15 protein-coding genes are annotated in these 12,311 nt (G+C 29.2%); 14 read left to right on the forward strand and 1 reads right to left on the reverse strand.

Annotated features, from left to right (window positions below):
- Window positions 1-12 precede the first annotated feature (12 nt).
- The 6 genes from obgE (at window position 13) to GPX08_RS08095 (ending at window position 5,283) form a co-directional block, all read left to right on the forward strand.
- Entirely contained in the window at window positions 13-1,302 is a 1,290-nt protein-coding gene (gene obgE, locus GPX08_RS08070) for a GTPase ObgE (RefSeq protein ID WP_156626297.1), read from the forward strand.
- Between the two features lie 17 nt (window positions 1,303-1,319).
- A complete protein-coding gene (yhbY, locus tag GPX08_RS08075; protein WP_156626298.1) occupies window positions 1,320-1,613 on the forward strand; it encodes a ribosome assembly RNA-binding protein YhbY in 294 nt (97 codons plus the stop codon).
- 4 nt (window positions 1,614-1,617) lie between these two features.
- On the forward strand, window positions 1,618-2,235 hold the full coding sequence (locus tag GPX08_RS08080; RefSeq protein ID WP_156626299.1) for a nicotinate-nucleotide adenylyltransferase: 618 nt from the start codon (window positions 1,618-1,620) through the stop codon (window positions 2,233-2,235).
- A gap of 17 nt (window positions 2,236-2,252) precedes the next feature.
- Window positions 2,253-2,819, forward strand: coding sequence for an HD domain-containing protein (locus GPX08_RS08085; protein WP_156626300.1), 567 nt, complete (start codon window positions 2,253-2,255; stop codon window positions 2,817-2,819).
- A 20-nt stretch (window positions 2,820-2,839) separates the two neighbouring features.
- Complete coding sequence (locus tag GPX08_RS08090) at window positions 2,840-4,189, forward strand: LytR family transcriptional regulator (protein WP_156626301.1); 1,350 nt, start codon at window positions 2,840-2,842, stop codon at window positions 4,187-4,189.
- A gap of 191 nt (window positions 4,190-4,380) precedes the next feature.
- Complete coding sequence (locus GPX08_RS08095; protein WP_156626302.1) at window positions 4,381-5,283, forward strand: RluA family pseudouridine synthase; 903 nt, start codon at window positions 4,381-4,383, stop codon at window positions 5,281-5,283.
- 106 nt (window positions 5,284-5,389) lie between these two features.
- On the opposite strand, the gene GPX08_RS08100 is transcribed toward GPX08_RS08095, so the two are convergent.
- Window positions 5,390-6,676: a D-alanyl-D-alanine carboxypeptidase gene (locus GPX08_RS08100; RefSeq protein ID WP_156626303.1), complete on the reverse strand. Its 1,287-nt coding sequence runs from the start codon at window positions 6,674-6,676 to the stop codon at window positions 5,390-5,392.
- Between the two features lie 153 nt (window positions 6,677-6,829).
- On the opposite strand from GPX08_RS08100, the gene GPX08_RS08105 reads away from it, so the two are divergent.
- The 8 genes from GPX08_RS08105 (at window position 6,830) to GPX08_RS08140 (ending at window position 11,921) form a co-directional block, all read left to right on the forward strand.
- The gene (locus tag GPX08_RS08105; protein WP_156626304.1) at window positions 6,830-7,501 is read left to right on the forward strand and encodes a competence protein ComEA; all 672 of its coding nucleotides are present in this window, start codon (window positions 6,830-6,832) and stop codon (window positions 7,499-7,501) included.
- 81 nt (window positions 7,502-7,582) lie between these two features.
- Entirely contained in the window at window positions 7,583-7,798 is a 216-nt protein-coding gene (locus GPX08_RS08110) for a DUF350 domain-containing protein (RefSeq protein ID WP_156626305.1), read from the forward strand.
- Between the two features lie 414 nt (window positions 7,799-8,212).
- Window positions 8,213-8,884, forward strand: coding sequence for a hypothetical protein (locus tag GPX08_RS08115; RefSeq protein ID WP_156626306.1), 672 nt, complete (start codon window positions 8,213-8,215; stop codon window positions 8,882-8,884).
- Window positions 8,885-8,907: 23 nt separating this feature from the next.
- Complete coding sequence (locus GPX08_RS08120; RefSeq protein ID WP_156626307.1) at window positions 8,908-9,309, forward strand: hypothetical protein; 402 nt, start codon at window positions 8,908-8,910, stop codon at window positions 9,307-9,309.
- Window positions 9,310-9,524: 215 nt separating this feature from the next.
- The gene (gene rlmD / locus GPX08_RS08125; protein ID WP_156626308.1) at window positions 9,525-10,880 is read left to right on the forward strand and encodes a 23S rRNA (uracil(1939)-C(5))-methyltransferase RlmD; all 1,356 of its coding nucleotides are present in this window, start codon (window positions 9,525-9,527) and stop codon (window positions 10,878-10,880) included.
- Window positions 10,881-11,133: 253 nt separating this feature from the next.
- Window positions 11,134-11,316 (forward strand): hypothetical protein, encoded by a 183-nt coding sequence (locus GPX08_RS08130; RefSeq protein WP_156626309.1) that lies wholly within the window; start codon window positions 11,134-11,136, stop codon window positions 11,314-11,316.
- A 2-nt stretch (window positions 11,317-11,318) separates the two neighbouring features.
- Window positions 11,319-11,756 (forward strand): hypothetical protein, encoded by a 438-nt coding sequence (locus tag GPX08_RS08135; protein ID WP_156626310.1) that lies wholly within the window; start codon window positions 11,319-11,321, stop codon window positions 11,754-11,756.
- 15 nt (window positions 11,757-11,771) lie between these two features.
- Window positions 11,772-11,921 carry a hypothetical protein gene (locus GPX08_RS08140; protein WP_156626311.1) on the forward strand — a complete coding sequence of 50 codons (150 nt, stop codon included), beginning with the start codon at window positions 11,772-11,774 and terminating at the stop codon, window positions 11,919-11,921.
- Window positions 11,922-12,311: the final 390 nt, after the last annotated feature.

Genomic DNA, 12,311 nt, shown 5'->3' on the forward strand with positions numbered 1-12,311 from the left:
ATAGGTGATTTTATGTTTATAGATAAGGCGAAAATATTTGTTAAATCTGGAGATGGTGGAAATGGTTGTGTTTCCTTTAGAAGAGAAAAATATGTGCCTCTAGGCGGACCAGATGGTGGAGACGGTGGAAAAGGTGGAAGTGTAGTTTTTGAAGTAGACCTAGGTCTAACAACACTTTTAGACTTTAAATATAAGAAGAAATTTGTAGCTGAAGCAGGCGGGAAAGGCGAAGGCTCTAAGTGTTATGGAAAAGACGGAGATGATTTACATATTAGAGTTCCACTAGGAACGATAATTAGAGATTTTGAGAGCAATAAAATTATTGCAGATCTTTCTCATAAAGATGATGTTTTTGTTCTTGCAAAGGGCGGAAAAGGTGGAAAAGGAAACTGTAAGTTCTGTACACCAACTAGGCAAGCACCTCATTTTGCAGAACCAGGTATGCCAGGAGAAGAAATGTGGATTACATTAGAACTTAAATTACTTGCTGATGTAGGTCTTGTAGGATTCCCTAATGTAGGAAAGTCTACTTTCTTATCTACAGTAACTGCTGCAAAGCCAAAGATTGCTAACTATCACTTTACAACTTTAAAGCCTAATTTAGGCGTTGTAAAAGCTGAGGGAATGAATGCTTTTGTTATGGCAGATATACCAGGTATTATCGAAGGTGCTGCAGAAGGTGTAGGATTAGGATTAGACTTCTTAAGACATATTGAAAGAACTAGATTATTAGTTCATGTCGTAGATATTTCAGGAATTGAAGGAAGAGATCCATTTGAGGACTTTGTAAAGATAAATGAAGAACTTAAGAAATATTCAGTTAAGCTTTGGGATAGACCTCAAATAGTTGTAGCTAATAAAGCAGATATGCTTTATGATGAAGAGATATTTGAAGACTTTAAGAAGAAAGTAAATGAATTAGGCTTTGATAAGGTATTTAAGATGTCTGCAGCTACTAAATCAGGAGTAGAAGCCATTATTAAAGAAGCAGGAAGAATGCTTACTGAAATTCCAATTAAAGACTTAGAAATTAGCGATGAAGAAAGATATATTCCAGAAGAAAAGAGATTCACTTACGATGTTTCTATTGAGGATGGAGAAGAAGGAAATAAAGTATATGTAGTTTATGGTTCCTTCGTTGATAGATTACTTAACTCTGTAAATATTCATGATGCAGATTCTTTAAGATACTTCCATAAAGTTTTAAGAAACAAGGGTGTATTCGACAAGCTTAGAGAAATGGGCATAGAAGATGGAGATATGGTAAGACTTAATGACTTTGAATTTGAATATGTTTTATAAGATTTAGGAGGAGTAATATGATAACAGGAAAGCAAAGAGCTTATTTAAGAGGGTTAGCAAATACTATGGACCCGATATTTCAAATAGGTAAGAATGGTGTAGAAGAAACTTTTTTAAAACAATTAGAAGAAGCTTTAGAAGCAAGAGAATTAATAAAGATTAAGGTGTTAGAAAATAGCGGATTAATGGCTAGAGAAGCTTCTAACTCTATATGTGAACAAATAGGTTGTGAAGGAATTCAAGCTATAGGAAGTAAAATAGTTTTATATAAAAAATCCTCAAAAAAACCTAAGATAGAATTACCAAGGTAGATATATGAAAATTGGAATAATAGGAGGAACTTTTAATCCTATTCACTTAGCTCATCTTTATATAGCTTATGAAGCTAAGCACCAATTAGAATTAGATAAGATAATATTTATACCAGCAGGAAGCCCCCCTCATAAAAAGGATAAGGATATTTTAGAGGCTTCCTTAAGGTATGATATGGTATATGAAGCTATAAAAAATTATGAGGATTTTGAAATAAGTGACTATGAAATTGAAAAAAGAGGCTTAAGCTATACTTTTGAAACATTAGAACATTTCAAAAATAATGATAATGAATTGTACTTTATTACAGGAGCTGATTGTCTTATGGATATTGAAAAATGGAAGTATCCTGATAAGATATTTAAGCTTTGTAACTTTGTAGTGTTCAATAGAGCGGGGTACAGTAAGAAAAATTTAAGAATTCAAAAAGAAAAAATACAGCAAAAATTCAACACAAATATCACTTTTTTAGATATAATAGATTTAGAAATTTCCTCATCTATTATTAGAGATAGGATTAAAGAAGGAAAGAAAATAGATTTTTTTGTTCCTAAGGAAGTTTTAGATTATATTATTGCAAATAATTTATATAATTATTGTAATAAGGTAATTAAAAAGTAATATTTAAGGAGAAGATTATGCTTAGTACTGAAGAAATGAAGATCTACCTTAAAAATAACTTAATTGAAAATAGGTATATTCATACTCTTGGGGTTGCAGATACGGCTATAAGACTTGCAAGAGCATATGGGGTAGATGAAAATAAGGCTGAAATTGCAGCGCTTTCTCATGATATAGCCAAAAATATGACTATATATGAATTACAAGATATAATAAAGAAAAATAATATAAATTTAACTTATGATGAAGAAGCAAATCAAGAATTATGGCACAGTATTGTATCTCCAATTGTAGCCAAAGAAGTATTTGCAGTTGAAGATGAAGAGATATTAAGTGCAATGAGATGGCATACAACAGGAAAAGAAAATATGAGTAAGCTAGATAAAATACTTTATATAGCAGATATGATTGAACCAAATAGAAACTTTCCTGGTGTGGACTTACTAAGACGAGAAGCCTTTAAAGACTTAGATAATGGGGTTCTTCAAGGCTTAACTCATACTATTAAATACTTATTAAATAAGGGAATTCCTATTGATATAAATAGTATAAAAGCAAGAAATTATTTATTGTTAAAGGAATAAAGTTAGAAAGGAATAAGAGGATGGGTAGTAGGAGAGAAGAGAATGACAACATGGGGAGAAGAAGACTTACTAGGGAAGAACAGATAAAAAGAAGAAGAGTAATAGAAGCTAGAAGAAAGAAAAGAAGAAGAAAAAGAATAGTAGTTTCAATTATTACCGTTATTATTGCCTTAATTCTTGGAGGCCTATTATATGCCTATAGCTTTATATCTGGACTTAAAACTAATAATTTAGGAACTGGAATACCACCAGCCTCTAAAAATGATCCGATTAATATATTAGTTTTAGGAATGGATATAGGAGACACAGATAATCAAGGTAATAAGTCAATTAGAAGAAGTGATACAATAATGGTTTTAAACTATAATCCTAATACTAAAAAAGTACATCTAGTATCTATACCTAGAGATACTCTAATTGAAGTAGATGCTTATTTAGATACAGGTGAATACCAAAGGTATTGGAAGATAAATGCTGCCTATGTTTTAGGTGGTGAAGAAGAAGTTATAACACAGGTTGAATCACTTTTAGATATTGATATAAATTATATAGTTGAAGTTGATTATAACGCCTTTAGAAGCATAGTTGATGCTATTGGCGGAGTAGAGATGACTATTGAGCAAGATATGTATTATGATGATGATGCTCAAGATCTTCATATTAACTTTAAAGCAGGAGAAACAGTTCTTCTAGATGGGAAAAAGGCTGAAGAGTTCTTTAGATGGAGAAAAAATAATGATGGAACTGGATTAGCTAATGGAGACTTAGATAGAATTAAGAATCAGCAACTATTTATGAATAAATTAGCAGATAAGGTGCTGAGTCCGTCTATAATATTTAAGGCTCCAAAGATATTGAAGGCCATTAGTGATAATGTAGAAACAAATATTCCAGCTAAAGATTTAGTTTCACTTGGAATGAAGATAATAAGATTAAAAACTAGCGATATTATTATGACTACTCTTCAAGGAGAACCTCAATATATATATGGTGAATCATTTTTAGTAGCTGATAGAGAGTATAATAGAGATTTAATAAATTCACTAAATGCGGAGGATCCATCAAGTGCTAATAATATAACATCAATTAAGAGAGAGGATCTTAAAGTTATAGTTTTAAATGGAACTAAAATAGACGGATTAGCCTCTACAGCAAGAGATAAGCTATTAGCAGTTGGATATGAAAATGTTGAAGTTGGAAACACTACTGAAGCAGTAAAGAAGAGTGTTATTCAAACTAACAATAAAGATTTAAAGGACTTATTAAAGAAAGACATAGACATAGAAAAATTTGATAAGATAAGTAAATCTGAATATAAGGATTATGACATAGTAATACTATTAGGTGAAGATTACAATTTATTCAATTAAAGGTTAAGGTGAAATATTGAAGGTTAGTTGATTTTAATATATTAAGATTAATTAACTATATTTCACCTTTTTTAATAAAGGGATTATAATGTGCTATGGCACAATGAAAAATTAAAAACAAAGTAATTTGGAACAAATTACATCTGAAATTATTAATTGCTAATTGTTAATTGTCAAAAAAGGAGGCAAAGATGAGTCATATAAAAAAGGTAGTTCCAAAGGAATATGAAGGTAGAAAGATAAGAGAATATTTAAAAGAAGAACTTGGTTTATCTTCTAGATTAATAAGAAGTGCATCTATAGATAAAAGAATTTACGTTAATAATAAAGCAGTTAAAATGAATTATGTATTAAAGGGAGAAGAAAATGTTTTGATTGATCTAATGAAGGAAGAAAGTCAAAATATAGATCCTGAAAATATACCAATTGATATAGTATATGAAGATGAAGATATAATAGTTGTTAATAAAAGTCCTAATATGGTGGTTCATCCAACAAAAAGGCACCAGAGCGGAACTTTGGCTAATGCACTTATGTACTATTTTAAGGAAAGTAATCAAAAATGCATAGTTAGGCTTGTAAGTAGATTAGATATGGACACTTCAGGCCTTATAATAATTGGGAAGAATCAGTATGCCCATATGGAGCTATCTAAGGATATGAGTGATAATAATGTTGAAAAGAGATATTTAGCAGTAGTTCATGGACACATGAAAGACAAGGAAGGTACGATAGATTTACCTATATATAGACCTGAAGAAGAGGGTACTATAAGAAGAGTAATAGATGATAGAGGGCAAAGAAGTATTACTCATTACAAGGTAATTGAAAGATACAAGGATTCTGATTTAGTAGAATGTCTATTAGAAACTGGGAGGACTCATCAAATTAGGGTTCATTTAAGCTCGCAAGGACATCCAATATGGGGTGATACATTATATGGACTAGAAGAAGATGCATCGATTATTAATAGGCAAGCGCTTCATGCATATGGACTAGATTTTAAGTCACCTAGAACTAAGAAAGAATTAAGTTTGAGAGCTGACTTACCAGAAGATATAAAAAGTTTAATTGACATAATAAGAAATAATTAAGGGCTGTCTTATGACAGCCCTTAATTAAAATGAACAATTGATAATTGAGGAAGTAATTTGTTAAAATTACTAAAAATTGAACATTATACAACAGGTATTTATATTATTAACTTCTAAATAATCTTTCTTTTTTTCTTCTAAGATTTTTTCTTCTACGAGATATAATAAACATTCTGAAAACTATGCAAATCATTGCTATTACTAATATAGCAAGCATTATATTCAGAGGGCTTTTAATGAAATCTTGGAAACTATCCTTGATTCTAACTAAAGTGCTATATTCTCTATCAACACTACTTAAAAGATCCATAGTAGAAACAGTCTCACCATTTACATTAATTTTAGCTTTATATATTACATCGCCAGCTTTAATATCTTGTCTACTTATATCAGTTTTATCATAATCTAAAGTTACAGTAGGCGTTTCTTCATTTATAGACTTTGTATAATAAAAATCACTTTTAGCAGTAAGTGGGATAGATATTTCATCATTAATTTTATAAGTATATAGTATATCTCCAGCACTTATTAGCTTTAAAGTTTCAAAGTTATCAAAGCCATAATTAAATAATGGTCCTATATTAGCATAAAAATTATCTTTATCTGTTGCATTTAAAAATGCACCTATTAGCATATTATCATCTTTTAATGCAGCAGCAGTGTAAGAGTGATTAGCTTCTGGAGTATATCCATTTTTACCACAATAAGCTTTATTATAGTAGTAAGAACTATATTCATTAAATAATTGATTTCTATTAGTTGCCCATTTTTCGCTACCATCAGAAAAAGGTTGATTTACATATTTATATGACTCTGTTCTAGCTATCCTTACAAATTCTTCATTGTGAGCAGCTTCTTTCATAATAAGGGCCAAGTCATAAGCTGTGGTTAAGTGACCATCTTCATGTAATCCACTTGGATTTTTAAAAGTAGTATCTAAAGCACCTAATTCTTTTGCTTTTTCATTCATTAATTTTGCAAAGTCAGCATTTGATCCTGCAACATATTCAGCTAATGCTTCTGCACAGTCATTTCCTGATTCAAGTAATAAACCAAGCATAAGCTCTTCTACTGTATAAATTTCTCCCTCTCTTATACCAATAGCAGATCCATCTACAAGTGGTGGGTTTTCTCCTATTGTTACCTTATCATTTAAATTAGTATGTTCAAGGACTATTAAAGCTGTCATTACCTTAGTTGTAGATGCAGGCTCAAACTGAGTATGCTCATTTTTCGAGTATAACACTTTGCCTGTCTTTCCATCCATTAATATTGCACCTTCAGAATAAACTGGAGGTAATTCTGTTGCTTTAGCTTCTATTGCAGTCATAGTAGAAAGTACACTACTAAATAATAAAGTGGATAGAAGCAACTTCTTAATAAACTTTTTCATACAAATTTCTCCCACATCAAACATTTTATAGACAAAGATATTTTAACAGAAATATCAAAATGATTCTATAATTTAAAAATATTTAATTAAAAAATAATTAAAAATTTAAAAAATAGTTAATAATTATAAAAAAGTAGTATTTTGGAGGATTTAATGTTTGAGAAAATAAAAGAGGAAATTAAGAAGAGGTTAAATATAAGAATTTTATCTATAATTGTCTTAGGGATGGTATTTTTATCTTCTTCGCTATTTCTATATATGAGAAATAAATCTATGGTATTTAAAGATGAATATATGAAGGATATCTATGTTGAATCTGAAAGTAATGAGGAGGCCTTAGAAAATACTGTTAATGTCTCTAGCTCAAATGTGGACAGGGAAAATGCGAAGAATACTTCAATTACAGTTGAAATAAAAGGTGAGGTAAAGAATCCAGATGTATATGAAATTCAGGATGGAAGTATAATAAGAGATTTGATTAATTTAGCTGGAGGGCTAACTTCTGAAGCAAATATAGATGGAATAAATAGAGCTGAAAAGCTTAGAGGGAATCAGCTTATAATTATTCCTAATAAAAATGATGAATCAGTAGTAAAAACTCCTAGCTCAGTATCTGGCACTACAAACAATAGTAGTATAATAAATATTAATATAGCTTCATTAGAAGAACTGAAAAAAATAACTGGTGTAGGGGATGTTAAGGCACAAAGCATAATTGATTATAGAGAAAAAAATGGTGGATTTAAAAGTATAGAAGAGTTAAAAAATATAGATGGAATAGGAAGTAAAACCTTTGAAAAAATAAAAGATCAAGTAGGAATATAATAAAGTTACAAATCTTTTATATTATAAACATACCATTTATGGTAAAATTAAATAAAGTATAACATATAGGGGGAATGGGTTTTGGAAATGTTTTTAAATACCCTTTTAAACTTAGGGCTAAGCTTGTTATTTGGTGCATTTGGAATTTTTATATTAGTAATTGGATATAAGATTTTCGATGCTATAATACCTGCTGATTTTAACAAGGAACTTGAAAAAGGCAATATGGCTGTTGCTGTATTTTTAGCAGGGGCTTTAATAGGTATTGCTATAATAGTTTCTCAAGTAGTAAAGTAGTTTACAGTTAGCAATTAATAATTAACAGTTGATGAAGTAATTTGTTTTAAATTACAGAGAAGAAATTATATTTTAGGGCTATCTGAAGATGACCCTAAAATATAATTCGAAATAATGCAATAAATATTTAAAGTAGTAATTTTATATCAATTACTGAAAATAATTTGTGTGTATAGCTCTTTTAAGAGCTTTTTTTTTATTCATTAGGAAATTAAAAAATCTTTATTATAGAGGTGATTTTTTATTCATTTCAAATTGGGTATTTTAAATTTATACATTATGAGAAAGTGATATTAAATATGGCAGTTAAGTGTCAAAGAGGTGTCAAAGACTTTAAAAGTAAAGGTGTTAATGTTATAATAAGGTGACTTTAGGAAAGAATAATAATGAATTTTAAAATCAAAGGAGGATTTTATGATAAAAAAAATATTTTTAGCAATAATGAGTACGTCAATGGTTTTTTTATTAGCATCATGCAGTCCTTCCTCTAATGAAAAAAAGGAAGACACAAAGGTAGAAAAGTCCTCTGGGCAAGAAGAAAAAGCATTTATTGGAGAAGGGGAATGGGCTAAAGACTATTCAAAAGATGAAGTTGATGTATTAAATGATGAGATTACAGCAAGGATAGAAGAAGCAGCTAACTTTTATGGTATAGAGTACACTAAGGAAGAAAAAATTAAAGAAGAGAATAATGAAAGCGTTAATGAAAAGTATGTTTATTTTGATAATTTAAATCCAGAGCCGAATAGAATGGAAAGTATGTATTATGGATATAATCTTTATGGTTCTAATATGGCTAAGGGAAGTTTAAATTTAAAGATTGGTTTTAAATTAGATGTAGACCAAATTAAGAATGAAGAAAAGTTTGATTTTAAAGAAACATCTATGTCAGCTTTTTCTGAAGCTATGACAAATAATACAGAAAGAGATTATACGGCATTAAACAATGCTATTATAGATATAGTTAAAAATAATAAAAAAGATGAAACTATAGAAAATAATTTAGATGGATTAGTTGAGTCAATAACAATAAAGGATGATTTTTTATTATATAAAATAGATTCAAAAGTTTATCAATTTAAGTAGTAGAAATTTAATTAATTAGGAGGATGCGGGTTTTGGAAAATAATAATAATGAAGAAGTATTAAGGGACGAACCAGTAACAGAAGAAGTAAAGGAAATACTAGAAAAGGAAGAAGTTATATCTTCAAGTGAAGAAATATTAAAGGGGGACTCTTCATTATTAGAAGTAGATGATGAAAAAGAAGATAGCAAGTCTATGAAGTTCTTAAAGAGAATATTAGCTTCAGCAATAGACCAAATTATTGTAATAGCAGCATCACTTTTATTATTAATAATATTCGATCTTGTTTTAAGAGTTTTCGGATTTTATATTGCTCAAAGACAACCAATATTCTTAATGGTATATGTATTAGTGAATATAGTTTATGGACCAATTTGTTCTTCAACTAAACTTAAGAAGACTATAGGTAAGAAAACAATTAAATAAGTTTTATAAATATTCTACATTTAATTAAATTAGGTTTCCAGTGTTAGTAATTAAGTAATGGAGCCTTTAACAAACTTATATATTAATTAAAAAATATATATGCTTTCAATTCATAAGATTTAGATATCAATGTGCTTTTTACTTGAAAATCTATAAAATCTGAAAGCGTAAAGTGCTTATTGAAACATATATATAATAATTTTTTAGGAGTAAAGATGAGAAAAGGAAGTACTGTACAAGTTAAAATAGATAAAACAGAATTCCCATCAATGGGAGTAGGTAGCTTAGAAAATAAGAAGATATATGTAAAAGGTGCTTTTCCAGGGCAAGTAGTTACTGGGAGAGTAAAGAAAAAAAGAGAAGCTTATGCTGAGCTAAAATTAATGTCTGTAGATGAAAAAGCAAGTTATGAAATAGAAGCTCCTTGTAAGCACTTTGGTATATGTGGAGGTTGTACTTCTCAGAATTTAACTTATGAAAAGCAATTAGATTTATTAAGTGAGGAATTTAAGAACCTATTTATAGATGCAAACCTTCCTATTGATAATTATAAAGGAATAATTGGAAGTAAGGAACAATGGGAATATAGAAATAAAATGGAGTTTACCTTTGGAGATTTTGAAAAAGGTGGAGAACTTACATTAGGGATGCATATGAAGGGGAAATCTTTTGGTATAGTAACGGTAGATGGATGTCTAATAGTAGATGAAGATTTCAGAACTATAGTTAAGGCTACTGTGGATTACTTTAAAGATAAAGACCTACCTTATTACAGAGTAATGAAAAGAGAAGGTTATTTAAGACACTTAGTAATAAGAAAAGCTATTAATACTGGAGAGTTAATGGTTAACTTAGTAACTACAACTCAAATTGATTTTGACTTATCAGATTATGTTGAAGTACTAAAGGAACAAAATTATAAAGGCAGTTTAGTATCTATATTACATACTGAAAATAACTCTTTTTCAGATGCAGTAGTTCCTGAAAAGGTTAATTTATTATATGGTAAAGATTATATAATTGAAGAACTGTTAGGCCTTAAGTTCAAAATATCTCCTTTCTCATTCTTCCAAACTAATACTAAGGGAGCAGAAAGCCTTTATAGTATAGTTAGAGATTATATAGGAGAATCAAAGGATAAGGTTGTTTTTGACCTTTACTGTGGAACAGGAACTATAGGGCAAATAACAGCTGCTAATGCTAAAAAAGTAGTTGGAATTGAACTTATAGAAGAGGCTGTTGAAGCAGCAAAGGAAAATGCTAAACTTAACAATTTAAATAACTGTGAATTCCTAGCTGGAGATGTAGCAGAAATAATCAAAACAGTTAAAGATAAACCAGATGTAATAATTCTAGATCCACCAAGAAGTGGAGTACATCCAAAAGCTTTAGAATACGTTATTAAATTTAATGCTAAGGAAATAATTTATGTATCATGTAATCCAAAGACCTTAGTAGATAATTTAAAAGTATTATTAGATTCAGGCTATGAGGTAGTGGAAAGCTGCGTTAAGGATATGTTCCCAAACACTCCGCATTTAGAAGGTGTAGTAAAACTAATAAAAAAGTAATGAATTATAGGAACTGCAAGGTTAAATTGTGGTTCCTTATTTATTATCCAATTTCGGAAGAGGGTTTATTAATCTATATATTATTATTATTATTATTATTATTATTATTATTATTGGAGGATGTAGAAAGATTTATGTAAAAGCAAATCTACTACATCCTTTTATGTATTTTTAAGCAGTAGATTTGGAATAATATTCTTATAATTAAAAGGAGGATTCCAAATGAAAGAAATAAAAGTACCAAACATTGATAATGAAGCTGAAATTAAAAAAATGTAAAACTCTTGAAGATGTTACAGGTAAAAATGGATTATTACAAAGATTATTTAAAGATGTTATGCAACAACTTTTAGAAGCTGAAATGGAGGAAACAATAGGACATGGAAAATATGAAAGAAAATCAGAATCCTATGAAGATGAAGAAAAAAAATTATAGAAATGGTTACTCAAAGAAAAATGTTAGACGAGGTTTATCCTATTGTATATATGGATGCTATTCATTTCAAAGTTAGAGATGACCATAGAATAGTGGCTAAAGCAGCGTATATATGCTTAGAAGTTGATATGGATGGGTATAAAGATATACTTGGAATTTGGATTGGTGAATCAGAAAGCGTAAAGTTCTGGATAAGTGTATGTAATGATTTAAATAATAGAGGAGTTAAGGATATATGCATTGCATGTATGGACGGTTTAAGAGGTCTTCTAGATTCGATAAAAACAGTATTTCCTAATGTAAGTATTCAAAGTTGTATAATACATCAAATTAGAAGTTCAATGAGATATGTTCCTTATAAGGATAGGAACATATTTGTTGCTGATTTAAAAAAGGTATATAAAGCGCCAAATGAAGAAATCGCGCTATCCGCAGCTTGATATGTTAAAAGAAAAATGGAACTTCGTAATGACTATAATGGAGTTAATTTTATCTTTGATACAAATATGTTTGAGTATGATGGTATATTTGATAGATGGGATACTGATAAGCTTGAATATATTTTAAAGTGGAATACTGAGTGTTATTCTAGGATAATAAATTAGTGGAAGCTAGAGAGGTTGAGTATGATATTGATTTGGTAAAGAAGCAACTTTTAAGTGTGTTGAGGAGCTTCAAAGCTATATAGATGATGTGAAGAATAAATAAAGAATATATAGGTTTAATGTAAAACAGGAGCAGTGCTCCTGTTTATTATTTATTAAATCTTTATAATTTTATAGGTAGTATAAACTACATAATAACTCTAACGGACAAAATAGAGATGTGGTAAAATATAGTTAAAATAAATTACTGGAATCTGTTAAGTTGATATGAAAAAATAGCTTGATTTTTCATAGAATTGCTCGCTCTTTGAAAATTATATAAGTTTGAATATTTTATTGCATGACAAACAAGCCTGCAATAAAATTGATTTTTGCAGGTTAAATAAAGGT

This window comes from Clostridium tertium (assembly GCF_902652255.1).
In the GTDB taxonomy this organism is placed as follows: domain Bacteria; phylum Bacillota; class Clostridia; order Clostridiales; family Clostridiaceae; genus Clostridium; species Clostridium tertium_A.

Excerpts from the sequence above, each read along its gene's own strand:
- GPX08_RS08105 (WP_156626304.1), top strand. The coding sequence starts at position 6,830 with ATGTTTGAGAAAATAAAAGAGGAAATTAAGAAGAGGTTAAATATAAGA.
- GPX08_RS08080 (WP_156626299.1), top strand. The coding sequence starts at position 1,618 with ATGAAAATTGGAATAATAGGAGGAACTTTTAATCCTATTCACTTAGCT.
- GPX08_RS08130 (WP_156626309.1), top strand. The coding sequence starts at position 11,134 with ATGAAGCTGAAATTAAAAAAATGTAAAACTCTTGAAGATGTTACAGGT.
- obgE (WP_156626297.1), top strand. The coding sequence starts at position 13 with ATGTTTATAGATAAGGCGAAAATATTTGTTAAATCTGGAGATGGTGGA.
- GPX08_RS08120 (WP_156626307.1), top strand. The coding sequence starts at position 8,908 with ATGCGGGTTTTGGAAAATAATAATAATGAAGAAGTATTAAGGGACGAA.
- GPX08_RS08115 (WP_156626306.1), top strand. The coding sequence starts at position 8,213 with ATGATAAAAAAAATATTTTTAGCAATAATGAGTACGTCAATGGTTTTT.
- GPX08_RS08100 (WP_156626303.1), bottom strand. The coding sequence starts at position 6,676 with ATGAAAAAGTTTATTAAGAAGTTGCTTCTATCCACTTTATTATTTAGT.
- yhbY (WP_156626298.1), top strand. The coding sequence starts at position 1,320 with ATGATAACAGGAAAGCAAAGAGCTTATTTAAGAGGGTTAGCAAATACT.
- rlmD (WP_156626308.1), top strand. The coding sequence starts at position 9,525 with ATGAGAAAAGGAAGTACTGTACAAGTTAAAATAGATAAAACAGAATTC.
- GPX08_RS08095 (WP_156626302.1), top strand. The coding sequence starts at position 4,381 with ATGAGTCATATAAAAAAGGTAGTTCCAAAGGAATATGAAGGTAGAAAG.
- GPX08_RS08140 (WP_156626311.1), top strand. The coding sequence starts at position 11,772 with ATGGAACTTCGTAATGACTATAATGGAGTTAATTTTATCTTTGATACA.
- GPX08_RS08085 (WP_156626300.1), top strand. The coding sequence starts at position 2,253 with ATGCTTAGTACTGAAGAAATGAAGATCTACCTTAAAAATAACTTAATT.
- GPX08_RS08090 (WP_156626301.1), top strand. The coding sequence starts at position 2,840 with ATGGGTAGTAGGAGAGAAGAGAATGACAACATGGGGAGAAGAAGACTT.
- GPX08_RS08135 (WP_156626310.1), top strand. The coding sequence starts at position 11,319 with ATGGTTACTCAAAGAAAAATGTTAGACGAGGTTTATCCTATTGTATAT.